This is a genomic window from Paenibacillus enshidis (assembly GCF_042136365.1).
Taxonomy (GTDB): domain Bacteria; phylum Bacillota; class Bacilli; order Paenibacillales; family Paenibacillaceae; genus Paenibacillus; species Paenibacillus enshidis.
The window spans coordinates 76,386-93,492 of the sequence record NZ_JBHHMI010000010.1; the positions used below are offsets into that span (position 1 = coordinate 76,386).

General features: G+C 50.2%; 13 protein-coding genes and 1 pseudogene. All 14 read right to left on the reverse strand.

Features of this window, described 5'->3' with window-relative positions:
- Window positions 1-74 precede the first annotated feature (74 nt).
- Window positions 75-1,178 (reverse strand): IS200/IS605 family element RNA-guided endonuclease TnpB, encoded by a 1,104-nt coding sequence (gene tnpB / locus ACE41H_RS13320; RefSeq protein ID WP_375355759.1) that lies wholly within the window; start codon window positions 1,176-1,178, stop codon window positions 75-77.
- A gap of 4 nt (window positions 1,179-1,182) precedes the next feature.
- Complete coding sequence (tnpA, locus tag ACE41H_RS13325; protein WP_375355760.1) at window positions 1,183-1,452, reverse strand: IS200/IS605 family transposase; 270 nt, start codon at window positions 1,450-1,452, stop codon at window positions 1,183-1,185.
- The gene (locus ACE41H_RS13330; RefSeq protein WP_375355761.1) at window positions 1,439-1,693 is read right to left on the reverse strand and encodes a hypothetical protein; all 255 of its coding nucleotides are present in this window, start codon (window positions 1,691-1,693) and stop codon (window positions 1,439-1,441) included. Before ACE41H_RS13330 ends, tnpA begins: the two co-directional genes overlap by 14 nt.
- A gap of 175 nt (window positions 1,694-1,868) precedes the next feature.
- Window positions 1,869-5,162: a DUF5704 domain-containing protein gene (locus ACE41H_RS13335; RefSeq protein WP_375355762.1), complete on the reverse strand. Its 3,294-nt coding sequence runs from the start codon at window positions 5,160-5,162 to the stop codon at window positions 1,869-1,871.
- A gap of 4 nt (window positions 5,163-5,166) precedes the next feature.
- The gene (locus ACE41H_RS13340) at window positions 5,167-6,105 is read right to left on the reverse strand and encodes a copper amine oxidase N-terminal domain-containing protein (RefSeq protein ID WP_375355763.1); all 939 of its coding nucleotides are present in this window, start codon (window positions 6,103-6,105) and stop codon (window positions 5,167-5,169) included.
- Window positions 6,106-6,146: 41 nt separating this feature from the next.
- Window positions 6,147-6,419: a hypothetical protein gene (locus ACE41H_RS13345; RefSeq protein WP_375355764.1), complete on the reverse strand. Its 273-nt coding sequence runs from the start codon at window positions 6,417-6,419 to the stop codon at window positions 6,147-6,149.
- Between the two features lie 362 nt (window positions 6,420-6,781).
- Complete coding sequence (locus ACE41H_RS13350; protein ID WP_375355765.1) at window positions 6,782-7,504, reverse strand: GntR family transcriptional regulator; 723 nt, start codon at window positions 7,502-7,504, stop codon at window positions 6,782-6,784.
- Window positions 7,505-7,513: 9 nt separating this feature from the next.
- The gene (locus ACE41H_RS13355) at window positions 7,514-8,530 is read right to left on the reverse strand and encodes a sugar kinase (protein WP_375355766.1); all 1,017 of its coding nucleotides are present in this window, start codon (window positions 8,528-8,530) and stop codon (window positions 7,514-7,516) included.
- Entirely contained in the window at window positions 8,523-9,278 is a 756-nt protein-coding gene (gene dagF / locus ACE41H_RS13360; RefSeq protein WP_375355767.1) for a 2-dehydro-3-deoxy-phosphogluconate aldolase, read from the reverse strand. Before dagF ends, ACE41H_RS13355 begins: the two co-directional genes overlap by 8 nt.
- A 1-nt stretch (window position 9,279) precedes the next feature.
- On the reverse strand, window positions 9,280-10,383 hold the full coding sequence (locus tag ACE41H_RS13365; RefSeq protein ID WP_375355768.1) for a DgaE family pyridoxal phosphate-dependent ammonia lyase: 1,104 nt from the start codon (window positions 10,381-10,383) through the stop codon (window positions 9,280-9,282).
- Entirely contained in the window at window positions 10,361-11,461 is a 1,101-nt protein-coding gene (locus ACE41H_RS13370; RefSeq protein WP_375355769.1) for an amidohydrolase/deacetylase family metallohydrolase, read from the reverse strand. The genes ACE41H_RS13365 and ACE41H_RS13370 overlap by 23 nt, the downstream gene beginning before the upstream one ends.
- A gap of 687 nt (window positions 11,462-12,148) precedes the next feature.
- Window positions 12,149-13,573, reverse strand: coding sequence for a GH32 C-terminal domain-containing protein (locus ACE41H_RS13375; RefSeq protein ID WP_375355770.1), 1,425 nt, complete (start codon window positions 13,571-13,573; stop codon window positions 12,149-12,151).
- A gap of 61 nt (window positions 13,574-13,634) precedes the next feature.
- Window positions 13,635-14,609, reverse strand: coding sequence for a glycoside hydrolase family 32 C-terminal domain-containing protein (locus tag ACE41H_RS13380; protein ID WP_375355860.1), 975 nt, complete (start codon window positions 14,607-14,609; stop codon window positions 13,635-13,637).
- Between the two features lie 117 nt (window positions 14,610-14,726).
- Window positions 14,727-17,023: pseudogene (locus tag ACE41H_RS13385) on the reverse strand (LamG-like jellyroll fold domain-containing protein); the annotation flags it as partial.
- Between the last annotated feature and the right edge of the window lie 84 nt (window positions 17,024-17,107).

A 17,107-nucleotide genomic window follows, 5' to 3' on the forward strand; every position in this document is an offset into this window, starting at 1 on the left:
AGTCCGTTCTACTGAACAGAATTAGCACGTGATATGCCGCCAGGCTATCCCCGCAGTCCCTGCGGTTCCTTTAACTATTCAGTTAGAAGTCTTTTGCCTTCGGCAAGGATATTTTTGCTTGCATTGTTGTCACGGTCATGGTGGCTGTGGCATGCTGGACATTCCCACTCCCGCAGACGAAGGTCTTTGACTTCTTTATTTTGGTAGCCGCAACACGAACAGATTTGAGACGAGGCGAAGGTTTTACCTACGGCCACAACTCTTCGTCCGTACCATTTAGCCTTATATTCAAGCATCTTTTTAAATCGATACCAGGACACTTCGCCAATGACCTTCGCCAGCTTGTGATTCTTCATCAGGTTAGATACCTGCAAATCTTCCACCGCGATCAGGTCGTGGTTTTTGACGATATGCGTTGAAATCTTTTGCAGGTAATCCGTTCGGGCGTTGGTAATGCGTTCATGGATGCGAGCCACCTTTACCCGTTGTTTGTTCCAGTTGGAGGAATCTCCTACCCGTCTGGAAAGAATGCGTTGTTCCCGAATGAGTTTTTGCTCCATCTTCCGTAGAAACTTCGGATTCTCAAACACTTCACCACTGGATAGAACTGCGAAATCTTTAATCCCCACGTCAATCCCGACTTCCCGGTTTGTTTTGCGCAGGGGCTCGATGTCGGTTTCCACCAACAGTGAAACAAAGTATTTGCCCGTAGGATTACGCCTAATCGTCGCACTTATGATGCGACCTTCGACTTCTCTGGACTTCGCAAATTTCACGAGCCCTAATTTGGGTAGTTTCACCTTATTGCCTACGATTGAAATATTACCATTGGTATAGTTCGTTTGATACGACTGCACCGGGTTCTTTTTACTCTTAAATCTCGGCGCATCATTTTGTTTTCCGAAAAATTTTGCAAAGGAATCGGCCAGATGCTGCAAAGCATTTTGCAAAGAAAATTTATCCGGTTCTTTTAGCCATGTGAGCTCTTGCTTCAATTTCGTTAATTGAGCAGAGCATTGGGTATACGACAAGCCTTTGCCTGTACTATGATAAGTTTCATTCCATAAGGCCAGAAAATGATTAAAGACAAACCGGGAACAGCCCAGCGTCTTGTTAATGAGAATAGCTTGATCTTCATTAGGATAGGTACGAAACCTATAGGCTTTATAGACAAGCATATTCTCACTTCACTTTCTGGCTTTGAATATACTTTCGGATTTGTTCTTCGGTATGTTCACTGACGGTAGCCACAAAGTAAGAGGGACTCCACAAGTGGTCTCCTCCCAGCTTGTTTTTGAGCTGCGGAAATTCTTTAAACAAAAGTCTTGCGGAAATCCCTTTTAACACTTTGACCATATTGGGTATGGAATGTTGTGGTGTGCATTCGGCCAGCACATGGATATGGTCCTGATCTGTCTCCATTTCAGAGATGGAAAAGTTATAGTTTATCACACATCAGCATCATCATATCCGTCCGTTCCAGGAAACGAAGCCTGCCACGACGGACGGCCTTCTCTGTCTCCTCCGGTTCGGGGGTTACGCGGGCAAACGGCATAAATGGGCGGAGTTCCTTGAGGCTTTCCCGGATCGCTGCATTCAGCGGTGCGCCGTCCCCCCATTGTGGGGCCCGAACCATCAGCCTTGCGGTTTCAAACTGCTCCGGAAAATCCAGCAGCAATGGATCGATTTTCATGCTATGTCCCCTCCCTAGTAACTGCAACGATATACGAAAAACAGCCGGTATTCAATCTTGTTCCATGTACCAGGTTCCGGTGAAAATCGCAGACCGCAATGCCGGTCCCGTTTCGTCCACCAGCTTCTGCAATTCAGCCTTCTACAACCAAACCCGAGATTCGTTGTCCCACCGCTTAATGGGTAACCGAGGACCTGAAGTCATCGTAGCTGGACAAGTCTGCATGGTAATAGACAACGTCCCCGTCCGGAGCTGCAAATTCATGACCATACTTATCCTGGACTACATTGCTGTACCCCTCCAGCTGCCATTGGTTATTCAGCGGTGTATTATCCCCTTGCAGTCTGTAATACCGCAGATGTGGAGTAGCCGATCCATCCTGATAGGTTTCAATGTTGAAATTGACCACGATGTACCCGTTCTTCAGGAAAATCGGTGAGTTGTCCGTCAGCCTGTTGGTTCTGCCATACTCCGCTATATTGAATCCAGCCGGAACGACATAGGGAGCGGCTGGCAAGCTATACTCGCCATACCACTTTTGAATGGATGCTACTGCACGGCCCGGATCTACCGTTTTCGGAATATCGGATGTTGGCCCAATTAAAGTCCGCACCCGCTGCGTGAGATCCAGCAGGCTGTATGAGCCGATGGTATTCTTCTTGCCTGCTTGTTTCATGAAATCGGCAAAGCCATACGTCGCCACGTATTTCGCGGTATTGCTCAGCTCGGTCGAAACAATGTTACGCATCGGGCTGTTCAGAACCATATTGCGGGTCACTGTGTCCTGGCTTGAACCGATCTTCACGAACTTTTGACCTGTGGTCTGATTGTGGTAATACAGATCGACTTTCTGGCGCTTGGTTCCGTCTTTGTTCACAAAGTAGAATGTCGGCACGATCTTCACGTGGTCTTTCGGGCCGAAATGATTGCCTTTCGTCTTAAAGTCAAATTTAAAGGAGTAGCCGGTCTTAACGGTCACATTCTTATACCCGCTGTTCGGGTGGCTTCCTGGCCGGATCGGCAAGAGATACGGGAACGTATTTCCGCGGGGCGCACCGTCAATGGAGTTCGGCCCGACCCAATATGCTGTACCAGTTGGCTCTGAGCTGCCTTTTTTCGTCCGGAACACCATCTGCCAATCATAATCTGTGATGTCCGTCACCTTGAAATCATACAGTCGCCCGATCACTTCCACCGGCACCGTATTGATGGCCACATGGTTGGCCAAATCAAGATTAGCCATCTTCTCCCAGGTGAAATTTTCAGGTGCATTCTCCGCTATCGAACGGAAGTGAACCGTATATTTCCCCTCATTGACCCATACCGGCATCCGGAACGTGGTCTGCTGCTGCGTCACCGGAATATCAATCCAGGTTTTGGCCGGAATATATTTGCCCATATCTTCGTTGTAAACATCGAACTCAAACAGCACTTGCTTGTATGCTGTGTACTTGGCGTAATCCCGGTTGCCGTACCCTTTAATATCCCGGTGCGGCCCACTCGTCGGCATGGTGACGGTGAATGGCCGGTCCAGCACCAGGGCAGCGGTGCCAGCGGTCGGGTATACCTTCTGGTTATGCTCCTTGTCATTACTCACGCTTGGATACATGACCACCGGCGTATGGACCGTGACGCTGTTCAAATCATCAACCGGCTGCCGCTCGTTTTCCGGATTGCCCAGGCTGCCGTCGAGCGGAGAATACTCAATCGTGCCGGAGCTTTTATTGTCTGCTTTGTTGCTTTTGGTTACCGGAATGACATTGCCCGGACGGTACAGAGCGTTTTCGTCAATACTAAGCGGCTTCTTGATCTCTCCTGGCTCCTTAGTCTTGGTTTTGACCATGGAACCGTCCATCACGGTTTCTCCGTTGAATATCAGCTTGTCGTTACGCACATCCAGCTCCGGCGTCTTTTCTTCAGCGTAGCTCTTCAGGTTTTCATCCGGAACATCCGGCTCGCTGCTGCCACCATCAATCGTCTGGCTTGGTGCGGAAGCCGATACCGGTGACGGCTCTGGCAGATTCACCACTTCTGTTTCCACGTTCATCGTCGCTACTTTGTAGGAGCTGCCTGGTTCAATGACGATACCGTTGACTTGGAAGGCGTAATTATAGAGCTTTGCGGTGTCGATTTTAAACACCTGCAGGCCAGGAATCGTCCAGTACGAATAGTGTCGGACGATTTCATAGGATGGGGTCACGGTGACGCTGCGCGACTTGTTAACATCACGCGACTTCGTTTCGCCCTTGCTGTTTTCATAATCTTCTTTTTCCGTCCATTTCAGTTTGTAAGTCTTGCTCACGGGAACCGTAAACGTACACGTGCCGGTGAACTTCTCGAATTTGTTGTTGTACAGGTATTCCTTTGCCCAAACGTTGCCGTATAAGCTTTCCGAGGTCGGAATGCCCTTGGCCACTTCAAACTTTTCGGACCCCCGCGCATCCGCCTTGATCTTCCCGACCGCACTGCTGTTCATCAGGCTGCCGGTTTTAACGCCTGCAGACTGCGGCGGCGTACATACCACCGATGGCTCCGCTGGTTCCGGCTCCGGAAGCGACGGACACTGCGGCCCCGTTTCTGTGCCGGTTCCTTGGCCTGGCTCCAGGCATGCCGTCTTGTAATACAGGTAAGCAGTGTAGCTCTCAAATGAACCGTCATAGGTGAAGCTCGGGGCATTTCCCTGCTGAATGGTGCCGCCTGGGGCTGACCCGGTCGTACTTTTCTTATACCCGACGTATGTAAAGGCCGAATTGGTTGGCGGCGTGAAGTCGTAGGCTTGGCCAACCACCATGGATTCTTGCCGTGGCGGGAAAATGCTGGCCAGGGATTTACCATCCTCCGTGAAGTATTTCACGGTCAGGCTGGTATCCAATTCGATTTTGAACAGGATCGGAACATATATCCTGTACGCTACCGTACTTTCAGCACAGGTAGGACACTGTTCATCCTTCACGTTTCTTGGGTTCAACGCATCCAGAAGCATGTTAACAGTGATCGGAATGGTTGTGGTATCTGTACCAACCCCTTGCATTTGAAAAGGTCTGATATCCGAATTCGTTGTTCCATTACTGATTGCTTCTCTATAATCGTTGTACGAATCTGAACGGGATTGCTCAAAATAGGCTACCGGATCGCCAGTAGTATAAACACGTGCCTCTACGTTTTTAATTTTCCGGTTCGGGAATTGAAATTTATAGGTGAACTTGGCATCGCCGCGCATTCCCTTGTTCGGCTGCCGCCCTCCGTCCGTCCAGACCAACTCCCCGCCCTGTCCATCCGTACTTCCCCACATTTCGTAATACATCATCCCAACAAAGTATCTGTAATTTTTGTCCTTATAGTATTTAAGTGGTGTGATCTCCGTCGCCGCCTGCACTACATCGTTCTGGAAAATGGGCAACTGCAGAAAGAATAGCAGCCCCACCAATGATGCGGTAACAATGCGCTTCAGCTTGAGTGTTGCTCCCATGGGCTTAGTTTCCTTTCCATGGGTTAATCAGCAGAGGAATGTAGTCTTGCTCGCTGCCGCGAAATCCAATGTACTCTATGTCCTTAATGGTTAAAGGCTTCTGATCTACAATGCCGTCAATAATTTTATCAGAACTTGACCAGACACTATAAAAACTGTACTTTGTCCCATCACCGTTATTAATGGTTCTTTGGTCTATAGGGTAACGGTAGCGAATATCACTTTTCTTTGTAAGGAGGAACAAATTCCCTGCACTGGATGTAGTCTTTGACCTGACTTTGAGGTAAATATTGGTTGTCTTTGGGTCTGTATACAGTTCAACGCTGTAAATATCCCGTTGAAAGCTCGTCGGCAAATCACTAATTTTAAAAATTAAAGCCTGATTATACTTCTTGTCCCCCCGAGGACTTTCCAGCAAATATTGCTTCTTTGCAAACCATTTCCGGTACGGATCCAGATTCACCGGCTTTAATCCGGATTCCTCCAGCGTCGGAACTTCCTTTGCCCCAATCCAGACCCACCGGCTAAGCTTGTCCCATTCTACCGGTTGGCCAAGCCCCTCGCTGACCAGGCGCAGCGGCACAAACGTCCGGTTCTGCTTCAGAACAATCTGCGTGTCATACGTCTTGGTTTGGCCATCGATGGTAGCCGTTTTCTGCCCTACGGTCATGTTAACCGTATGCTCGTTATTTTGGATGGACACGGACAGCTTACTGCCTGATTTGGTCCAGCCTACTTTCGCGCCCAGGGCTTCACTGACAAAGCGGATCGGGACCATAACCCGGTCGCTGCCATCCTGAAATGGCTTTGCATCCGGAAAGGAAATTTTCTTGGCGTTCCACAGCACTTCAATGTCTTGTTTGCTGCTGCTTACAGCCTGGGCTGGTGTGGCAATCCCAAACAACAGGGCGGCTGCCGTCACGGACAATAGGATTTTTCTCATTGATTACTACCCCTTTTCTCAATCGCTAATAGGTTGAACTATCATTTCTTAGTAGAAATTACGCCTAAAGAATGACATTTCTTCAAAGTATATCGGTTTCCTTTATGTGATTTGTGATTTATATGCTTTTTCTTCTCTATGTGCATGTCCACCATCATCTGCAGCAGTTCTGTCCGGTCTCGTTCAATCAGTTCCATGAGCGATTGGTCTGAGCGTTCCTCCTGGATCTCAATCAGTGTATCCAGCACCTTGGTGATCTCGGTTTCAATTTGCGCAATCTCCCGCATCGTATGCTCCAACAACGTTTTCATCATGTGTAATCCCCCCCTTTCAGTGAGGCAGATCGTACTCCAAGTGACTATGGATTGAAATCAGCTATCCTTAACGCCTTAATGTCACTTCTACTCTGCTCAGAAATAAAAAAAGCACCGTTCATCAGCCACAGGTATGGGCTGGTAAACGGTGCTTCCGTCACATCACATATTTTTACAGTTAGAATATCACAGCACAGCAAAACAGACAAGCTGTTTCTGCAAAATCATGCGCTCCAAGGTTTCAATTCCTCTGTTAGCATGTCGACCGTTCATCTCCATGTTTGGCGGATTTGATCGAATCGTGTTGCTTTTATTTCCATCGGCTCCCCTTACTCTTTGGGTGTTTATTTCGGTGCGGCTCCTTAGACCGGTGCATCATAGCTCACAAGATAAGGCTGAAGTTCCGTATTGTAATGCCCGATGCTGTACTCCACGACATGACCATCTACACTGTAGGAGTATCGGATACGCTTAAGTGTAGGAGACCCTTCCGGTATGCAGAGCAGACGAGCAGTTTCGACGCTTGCCGTGCCAACGGTAAACGCATCGCGAAACCGGTCCAGGCTGATATCATTTTCTTCAATCAGGTCATACAGTGACTGCATGTTGGCATCCTCATCACCTGTCACGGCAACGGCCGCAGGAGCGAGGTAATGCACATAATGAATATACGGATGACCATCGAGCAGATACAACCTCTCCAGGCGCAGGCAGCGCTCCCCGAACAGCTGAAAAGGCTTGGATTGCACATCATTGGTTACCATTTCCGAACCGAGCAGCTTCTTCTCAATCCGGTGGCCTTCATCGACGAGAATTTCCGTAAACCTTTTCCCTTTGGACAATCGGGACAGAGAGCGATTCCGGATCACTGTCGTTCCTACACCGCTTCGTTTTTCCAGATAACCCTCCTGGCATAATTCCTGCACCGCATTGCGGACCGTCACTTTGCTGACGCCAAACTCCTTTTCCAGCTGCGGCTCGGACGGAATGATCGTGCCCAAGGGATAAATGCCGTGCAATATCCGGTCTTTCAAAATTTTCTTGATTTGCAAATATAACGGCCCATTTTTGCGCGTAATGGACAATCCGCGTCACTACCTTTCCACGTCAGGCATCATTTGGGTCATGGCCTTCATCACTTCGGCCTCGGATGCATTCGGCGTATCTCCGGACACGGTATGCGCCAGCGCCGCGGCGGCTGCGGCAAAATCAACCGTGTGCTTCACGGAAAAATTCTGAATTTCTCCATGAATGATGCCGCTCGCATATGCATCTCCCGCCCCTATACGATCATACACCATAAAGTTAAGCATGTCCGAAAATTCAAACTGTCCGTTTTTATAAATATACCCCTGCAAGGAGTGGCTGTTATCCCGGTTGATGGACCGGTGCGTCCCGGCGGCCACTGAAATACCAAACTTGTGTGCAACCTGCGGAATCAAGTCCATCAGCTGCTCCTTCCTCTCAGTGGCATGTGTTTCCATACCGAGAATATGCAGCGCATCTTTTTCATTCATCAAGACCACATCGGCCAGTCCGAGCATCTCCTCATAATGAGGCTTGGCCAGCGCATATCCGTCATCTCCCCACAAGGAAGGGCGGTAATTGCAGTCGAACACGACTTTGCCGCCCGCCTGCTTCACTGCTGCGGCCAGTTTTTTCATATGCCCCCGCACCGTGTCGTTCATGGCCAGCGTAATTCCGCAGAAATGCATAATATCCACGTTCCCGGCAATGTCTGCCGAATCGTAGTTGTCCGCCGGAGCCTGGTTAAAGCTGCTGCCCAGCCTGTCCGTATACGTCACTCTGCTCGGACGCAACCCAAAGCCGTTTTCCAGAAAATACATGCCGACAAATCTTCCGCCCCGCGGGATCAACGAGGTGGACACTCCCAGCTTGCGCAAATACGCAATGGCCGCTTCGCCCAGCGGATTGTCAGGCAGCGTCGTGACCAGGTAACCGGTGTGACCAAAGCGCGCCAGAGCAGATACAATATTGACTCCCGTTCCCGAAAAGGTATACCGGAGCGTATCCGCCTGTGCCAGTGTGTCGAAGCCGGGCACCTGCAGCCGCATCATCACTTCCCCGAATGCGGCTACACGCTTACTCATAATGGTCCACCAGCTTTTTCATCGTTTCGTACAATACTTGTACGTCCTTGACGTTTGTGCTGCCAGTGTCATTATCGATGATGGAAGAATACACGTGCGGGATCACCTGCGGAACACCCGCTTCAAGTGCAATGCGCACAATCTCTTCGAAATTGTCCAGGTCGATGCCACCTGTTGGCTCGAGGGCAAAACCTTCCTCGCCGCATGCCTGCGCCACCGCCCGGAACTCATCCTCCAGCTTCAGCCCCTGCATCGGGAAATATTTCAGCGCATTGCCACCCATATCGCGCACGAGCGCAATCGCTGCTTTCACAGGTACAATGGCATGCTCGGACAAAGCCGCACTGACAGGGCCTGTCGAAATATTCACATAGCCGGGACGGCCGTATGGAGACACGAGGCTGTTAATCCAACTATCACGGGTGTCCAGATTGGCGCGGGTCGCTCCAACGGCTGTGAACACCTGGTTGATATGTGTGCCGCCATAGCTTTTCACGATTTCCGCCACGACAGCCGCCTGCCGGTTGTCCCCTGCCCCAAGTCCGATGGACACGGCGTCTTTAATTGCCGCTCCATATTCCTTCATGGCAGCGACAGCCGTCTCGGCATCCGGATAGTTTTTGGACAATACGCCGACAATGACATGGCCTTCAGCGGCTTCATATACTTCACGGGCGTTCTCAATGCTGCCTGCCAGCACATTAAGCGCAGCACGGTTTTTGTAAAGACGTTTTTCCATCAAAGACATGTTAGTTTCCTCCTACAATTTCCTGAATTCTCGATACGATCACCTGGATGTCGTCCCCTTGAAAAGAACGGGCATCCAGATCGAAATATCCCTGCCGCACTCCATAGTCGCGTGTATAGATAGCAATCTGCCCTTCACGCAATTGGTCATTCACCTGTCTGGCATCAATACCGGTCTCTGCCGCGTTAATCTGGATCCGTCCGCGGAAAATTGCTCTGCCCGCCTCGTCCTGCACGATGCTGACACGGACACCCGGCAGCTCATTTAGTACCATCAAGGCCTGCAGCGATTCTTTCTCCTGCTCGCTTTTATCCTCCTTGCGGGTATATTCGTCGAGCGCCTGCAGCAGGCCAAATGTCGATTCCTTGCCAACCTTCATGCTGCGCCCGATACCGTGCAGCTGCACCTTAAGCCACTCGATATATTGACGCTTGCCGGCGACAATGCCTGAGGTCGGTCCTTCAATGGCTTTGGAGCCACTGTAAATGGCCAGGTCGGACACCTCGACATATTTGTAAATATCCTCTTCCGCCGCCGCATCCACGATGAGTGGTACTCCCCGCCGCTGTGCAACTTCCCAGGCTTCCTCGACGGAGATCATGTTCTTTTGCACACTGTGATGAGATTTTACATACAAAATAGCGGCGGTCTGATAGCTAATAGCGTCTTCGATATGCTCCTTCCAGCCTTCATTGGCATAGCCCACTTCAACAAGCTTGCCTCCGCCCAGATACACCATGGTCTCTACAGGAGCGCCAAATTGTACGTTATGGCCCTTAAGGATAATGATTTCGTTCTTGGAAATGGGGTCCTGGTGAAGCCGTTCGCTCAGGCGTTTGTTGCCCTGGGTCACGATGGCTGCGACCGACAGCGCAATGCCGCTGGAAGCCGAGTTGACGACAACCGCTGCCTCCGAACCCAAAATCTGCGCAATATGGTCGCCGGCTTTATTCACCAGATCAGCAATTTCCACGTACTGCTGCCCACCGGTCTTCACCGCCTCCATCACCGTGTCCGTCGGTGCGGAGACACCCAGAATGCTCATGCGGCCGCTGGCGTTAATGACCCGTTTCAATCCGTATTTAGCAAGTAAAGAATGATCCATGAATGACAGCTCCTTTAGCTTCAATATATTGGTCCGCAGTCCGTTGCTCGCCTTCGGAATCGACAAGCACAATCGGCTCCTGCTTGACGGCAAACAGCGTCAGGTTGGCATCGTCCCCGACCTGAATGCGCCCGAGCTCGGGCTTGCCAAGCCAGTCTGCCGCTTTGACGGTGACGGCATGAATAACCTCTTCCAGGCTGTAGCCCAGAATTAAAAACTTGGACAGCACGTTCGCCATGCTGTAGACCGGTCCGTTCAGACGGTTGCCCCGGTAAATGTCGGTGCTGATCGTGTCAGGCTGAATGCCGTTTTGCTTGGCATGCTGGGCCACCCGGAACGAGAAGCTCGCCGAGCCGTGGCCGACATCCAGATGCACTCCCCGCTTGACTGCATCCACCAGCACGGGCAGAGGCTTACCGGCTTCATCGAACAGATTGTTCGGCTTGCCGTTCAGATAGTGGGTGACCACGTCCCCTTTGGCGAGCAGTGGAATCACCTCTTCGATTTGCGGCGGAGCCGAACCGATATGCACCATCAGCGGCAGACCGGTTTCCTCCGACAGCTCACGCGCCAGCACCAGCGGCCGGATGCCGCTGTCCTTCACCACACTGCGGCTGATGCGCGCCTTCAGGCCGACAATGAAATCCGGGTACAGAGCGACGGTCTCCTTGACCTTTTCCTTGTCGATCCACTCCAGTTGGGACAGCTCATCCACCCGCTGCAAGCCGATGTGCGAGATGTTCAGAAATGCAAAACAGCGGGTGTTCGCAACCGCCGCGCTTGCTTGCAGTTCCCCGATCCGGTCAGCGCCGCAGCTTCCCGCATCGATGATCGTCGTCACCCCCTGCTTGACGCCAATCTCGTCAATCTCGTCTCCATACGGGTCAAACTCCGGAAAAGCATGCACATGCATGTCAATCCAGCCGCTGGATACGTACAGCCCGGTGCCATCAATTCCGTCATTTCCCGGCAGCGAGCCTCCCTGGACAATCTCCGCAATCTTCCCGTTCTCGACAACAATGTCGGCGGACTGCCCATTGACGAATTTCACATTGCGAATGACAAAACGTTCAGACATGTACTCCTTCCTTCCCGAACGGCCATCCATCTTCATAAGGCGATAGCTTGTTTGGCTCCCTCTCTTACCGGAGCAACCGCTCTTTATAGATCAACAATACCACATCTTGAGCAGGAAAAGAATATAACGTTATAATGTTTAAGTGAAAAAATTATTATATGGTTATTGAGCTGTTTCTCTTTAATCTTCGAACAAGCAGCAGCTAAAGTCCTTGGGATATAAAATCATCCTGCTGGACTTTGAAGAAATTTTCATGAAATATCCAAATGGTCGACGGGATTATCGTCAAAGCAACGATGGACTGAGGCAGCTTCCAAGCTGATGATCGAATCCATTGAATCCGACAGCCAGCGCACCAGTTAATTTCCAAATAAACTTCAGACTCCCAGACTGAGGTGGCTGTCTATTGGGTTCGTGTCTTGATGCCCCTGCACGCTGCTTTGTACGATTATCCCTCTCGCTCAGGGAATAGGTGGGGCTAGGACAGGTATTCGTCCGTTTCTCTGTTTCTGATCAAACGGGATAATCATGCAAAGCGTCCGTACTTGCGAGTGTTGATTGATCTGCCGCCCAACCCACCGGCCTGCCAAGCCGTCAAGAATTGATTTCTAGGTTGAGCCAAACTTCAAACAGATCATTCAAAAAAATGAGCGGAGGATTCATTGATCCCCTGCTCGTTTTTTTGCTTTATCCTCTGCCCTCGATTCGCACATCGCTAAACTCAGCATAGCCTTGACTGACAAACAAACCAAGCTTTCCTCGTGGGATATCATACATTCTGGCGCTCATCGCTATGTTCGCATCCACGTAAATTTCGCAAATCGATCCGTCCATAAACACTTTGATTTCGTAAGGACGATCGGGAATAAGCTCAATAGGACGCTCCAGTTCTACCTCATAAGGGAACGTCTTCCCGCCCTCTTCCGACTGCATGATCTTCCCGCGGAAGGTAAGGCGATTCCGCTGCGGTTCCAGGGTAACGTAATAGGCCTCATCTAACCTGTCTTCCGTTCGCAGCATGAACCCTACCCCTTGCGTTTGCCCGGAGAATGAGACGCTGGCGGAAATCTTGCATGAATCAGGCAGTTCTTCCCTGCTCGTGCAGCCGGCAAAGCCGTACGGCGACACGCAGGAGAGCGTGCGATCCGAAATGAGCCAATCTCCCGTAATGCCCTGGTAATGTACGGGCAGCGGCTGCGAAAACGCCACATCAACCGTATCCGGCACTTTTACGCCGAGCGTGCCGTCAGGGCGCTGAACGAGTTCATGGACGATCAAATTTCCTCCCCAATCCCAGGTATTGTAGTCCTTTCCTCGGGATTTCGGCGGATTCCAACCGAATAAATCGTCGTTTTTCGTGGGATTCCACCCGAACAGATAGCGTTTTCGCCCGTCTGACACGGATTTAGCCGCATAGAATGCCCGCCCGTCGAAGGTATCCTCCCGGGGAGTCAGCCACGGGCCTTTCAGGGAACGGCTCATCCGGTAAAAGGTCGCAAAACGCCCCGTATAGGAGGAATAGATTAAATACCACCAATCCCCGATCCGAAACAAGTCGGGACATTCATGGGCCCCCACGTGCAAATTCGGCGCGTACAAGGGCTCGCGGTACTCCCAAGTTTTAAGGTCTTTGGATGACAGCAGCGCAGTGCACCCTTTTCGGTTGGTTGGCCCTTTCGCCATCGCGGCAAGCAGCATCCAGTATTGGCCTTCCTCTTCATTCCAGAACACGAAAGGATCGCGCCAATCGGACAGCTCATAGATGCGACCGTCACCGGCAAAGGTATCTTCGGGAATAGGCTCCCAGGTCTTCAAGTCGCTGCTGATCGCATGGCAGACGAGCTGCTTGCCTGGAGGAAATATGCAGTAGAACATATGATAGATACCGTCCACTTTCAGAATATGGCCGGTGCCGCCTTCGATTTTGCATGCTCCTTCTGCCTGATAATTCACGAAATCCTTCGTTCCGACCAGATACCAGCCATGGTCAAGATCATCCCGGTAGTTCTCCCGCCAGCCGTGCAGATAGAATAGTTTAAATTCCCCGTCTTCATAATAGGGAATCACATCCCCTACCCAGGCGTTCTCCGGCCGATAGAAAAATTCCCTCATCCTGATTCCCCCTAAAGATTTAAGTGGCTTAGCGTTCATTCAACGAAACAGTTGGAACGTTCTACTTCTTGACCTGTACCGGTACGTTAAAATCATCGACGTTAAGATGTCCAAAACCGCCCGTGGATTGGTCAACCACCTTAATATAAAGCTCCTCGCCGATATAATTCGATGCATCCCAGATCTTCCGTTGATACTCCTCATAATTAGTGGCAGTCTCTTTAAACAGCTCTTTGCCGTCCGATGCCCGGACCAGCGCAACGTACAGCTTATCTATATCGCGCCCGCCGCTGACTAGGAAGTTGATTTTCCCGTTCCCGCCAAGGATGAAATTCTGTGATTGTAGCGTACCTGTCAAGCTGTCACCCCCGGCTTGCTCGTTGAAGCCCCACAAATGATAGCCCCCTGGAATTTTTTGCGACGGGTTAAAGTAAATGTTACCCCAGAAGAACTGGGTATCGGTCACATGCACATCTTGGAAGGCGTCACCCTCCGTTATCCAGCCTGTTAAGTCGCCTGTGGCAAAATCATGATTAGGCAGATCTGTTATATCGGTATATACTGAGTTATCCCAGTTCTTAGGCACATCGACCGGAGCAGCCGGTTGACCGGTTAAAGCATTCATCTCCCATACTTCCATCGATTTGACTGTGACATCCTTGTCGGCCCAAACCTGCAAGCCCAAGGAATCGTATCTGCCTACGTAAACTCGGGTTGTCAGCTTTTTCTTGTAATTAGCAAAAGCTTCAATGACCGAGCGATCGAGGAAAATATGGAGTTTCAGATTCTCTCCGTTTAGATCAACGTATCCGCCTTGAATGCCGTCCACGCGCACATCCGGGTCGATACTGCTCTTGGTGCGATCCACATTAAAGGTACCGTTTGTCTTGTCGTAGTAAATCAGTGTTTCTTCCTGTCCATTGTCGGAGCGCCGCACCTTGATTCCGAATTTCTGAGCCTCACGCGGATCCATTTCCATCACAATTTCCAACATGTCGCCTTTGACATTCCGGATCAACTGATTAGCGGACTCCATATTTTTCTCTGAAAAATCAACCAGTTTATTTCCTCGCAGACTCTGCAATTCTTGAATCGGCTCAACGCGCAATTCGTCATGCTCATCCAGGCTTAATGAAACTGGCAGAGCCAGATTATGAGCCCATCCGGATTGATATTCTGCTTGCGGTGTTCTTACATTTTGCACCATGGAGAATACGACCGTTCTTCCGTCAGGCGTGACCAGACCGCTCTCTGCGGTTAAGTAGCCGTCACCTACATCCATTTTGGAGGGAGCCTCTTGATCGGGGATAAACTTGAAATTCTCCCGATCCCAGGTCCCAATCCAATAAAAGACCTCAACATCTCTTTGTACATCGTTCGCCGGCGCTACATGCTCCGGTTTTTCATGCGGATTAATCATGAATATATGTTTTTGTTGGCCCTTGCTATCCTTGCCTAAAGGTAATAATACCGGCAGTTCCCAGACCGTGCCCAACTCCGGATACAGGGTTCTGTTACTAACATATAAAGGCCCCTTGTACTCCCAGTTGTACATATCGTCGGATACATACACTAATGCCGTACCGCTGCTGAAGTCCTGAAGGCCGGAAGTCACTAATTGATACCACTTATCCGTCTCTTCATCGTACCAAACGAACGGATCACGAAACTCGTTATGGATGCCGATCCCGTTCTGTTCCGTCACCGGTTCGGGGTATTTCACCCATTGCTCCAAATCAGGATCGGATACATCGGCTGGAGTTGCAATTGCTGTTCGTTGGTTCGGCGACTCGGAGTCGTTGCCAGCGGTATAGATAGTACGGGATTGCCGTTTCGATCATACGCCGCACCGCCTGACCACGCGCCGTCCGGGTCAAGAGTGCCCGCTTCAGGCGCAAGGGCCGGCCTTACATTTTCCCAGTGAACCATATCGTTGCTTACCCAATGCCCCCAATGGATTTGATGCCAGTATGGCCCCTGCGGGTTATGCTGATAAAACAAATGGTATTTGCCGTTATAATAAATGGGCGCATGCGCTTCATTCATCCAGTTTTGCGGAGGCATTGCATGATACTGGGGACGGTGCTGATCTCCGTCAAACACGCTTGGGTCCTCATCAATGTCCCCATTCGGAATTTCCGGAACCGAACCGCCATGGAGCGCCTTTACGCTCTCATACTCAGCTAGCACCTCTTCGTTCGTAAGGGCTTTGTTATGCAGCTTCACTTCATCGATGAGCCCGCTGAACATATTGAAGGAAAACAGTCCTGCCAACTCAACCGGTTTATTGTTTTTTCCGATGATTAGGCTTTCCGTGGATGGTGTGATTGAGACGTTAACGGGGGTTGCTTGGGAAGCCACTTCCTCTCCGTTTAGATATAACTTGATCATTCCATCTTTTTTATCGAAAGTTGCGGTAACATAATTCCACTTGTATTTTTCCAATGGGTGATCTTTTACCCACACCTGAATCCACTGCCCGCCAATCCCGGCCTGCATCGACCATGTACCGTGCCGGTACATTCCAAGAGCAAAGCCTTCCGCTTTATCCTGATCGGATTGGTTCACAATGGCGGACAGTTTGTTTCCGTCCCCCCATTCATAGCTGCGCGGAGCGACCCAGGCTTCGATGGTTAACGCATCGTTTACAGGCATGGTATCCTTGGCGTTGACCTCAATATAGTTCGAATATCCATCGAACAACAAGGCCCCGCCTTTCACCCCGCGGGGAGTCCATCTCGGATCCCTGGAGTCCATATATCTGGCGTTGTTAAATACATAGTTCACATCATGCTCAAGCTTGCGTACTCGATCCGATGTTTTCTTTCCTGCGCCTTCATTAAGATCCAAGTAAAATATAGTATCCGTACCACGTACTTGGAAACCGTCAACGGAAATGCCGGCTTGATCAGACTGATCAACGACCTTTACATAGAGCTCCTTGTTGTAGTACTCCTGCACGTTCCATGTGATTTTCTCAGTTGCACTGACATTCCCCGTTTTCTTAAGCAACGTATTGCTGACGGCATCGTAAAGTTCGACGTAGGCGTCCTCCGGTTTTAAAATGTCCAAAATAGTAAAGTTAATTGTTCCACTTCCCTGGAGTGTGAAAGTATTGGAGGTGATGGAGCCCTGAGCTTCCAAGGCAGATTTAGCATAGAAGTTTCCTTCTTTGCTCGCATGAGCTTCATCAGTCACTTGAAAAGCATTTCCTTCAACCGTCCATCCCGTCAAATCTCCGGTTTCAAATCCCAAATTCTCGACTTGATATACTGTTTGATATACGGCATCCGTAACCGTCGTCTTCACTTCAGCCAAAGACGCGTGCGTTTCCGCCCTATTGGAATCGGAATAGGCCGCGGCCGGAATCACGGGCGCAATAAGCTGAAGAACCAGAGTCCATATAACCGCCTTGCCAAACACGTGTCCTCTCTTTTTTTCTTTTCTCATTCACGATCCTCCTTCGTGATTTCCCAATTCAGAAAAACATCGCTATCTGACTTCGCAATGCTCCCTTTATACAAGGATGATAAT

Excerpts from the sequence above, each read along its gene's own strand:
- ACE41H_RS13380 (WP_375355860.1), bottom strand. The coding sequence starts at position 14,609 with ATGGAGTCCGCTAATCAGTTGATCCGGAATGTCAAAGGCGACATGTTG.
- ACE41H_RS13375 (WP_375355770.1), bottom strand. The coding sequence starts at position 13,573 with ATGAGGGAATTTTTCTATCGGCCGGAGAACGCCTGGGTAGGGGATGTG.
- ACE41H_RS13365 (WP_375355768.1), bottom strand. The coding sequence starts at position 10,383 with ATGGATCATTCTTTACTTGCTAAATACGGATTGAAACGGGTCATTAAC.
- ACE41H_RS13370 (WP_375355769.1), bottom strand. The coding sequence starts at position 11,461 with ATGTCTGAACGTTTTGTCATTCGCAATGTGAAATTCGTCAATGGGCAG.
- dagF (WP_375355767.1), bottom strand. The coding sequence starts at position 9,278 with ATGTCTTTGATGGAAAAACGTCTTTACAAAAACCGTGCTGCGCTTAAT.
- ACE41H_RS13330 (WP_375355761.1), bottom strand. The coding sequence starts at position 1,693 with ATGAAAATCGATCCATTGCTGCTGGATTTTCCGGAGCAGTTTGAAACC.
- tnpB (WP_375355759.1), bottom strand. The coding sequence starts at position 1,178 with ATGCTTGTCTATAAAGCCTATAGGTTTCGTACCTATCCTAATGAAGAT.
- ACE41H_RS13335 (WP_375355762.1), bottom strand. The coding sequence starts at position 5,162 with ATGGGAGCAACACTCAAGCTGAAGCGCATTGTTACCGCATCATTGGTG.
- ACE41H_RS13355 (WP_375355766.1), bottom strand. The coding sequence starts at position 8,530 with ATGAGTAAGCGTGTAGCCGCATTCGGGGAAGTGATGATGCGGCTGCAG.
- ACE41H_RS13340 (WP_375355763.1), bottom strand. The coding sequence starts at position 6,105 with ATGAGAAAAATCCTATTGTCCGTGACGGCAGCCGCCCTGTTGTTTGGG.
- ACE41H_RS13345 (WP_375355764.1), bottom strand. The coding sequence starts at position 6,419 with ATGATGAAAACGTTGTTGGAGCATACGATGCGGGAGATTGCGCAAATT.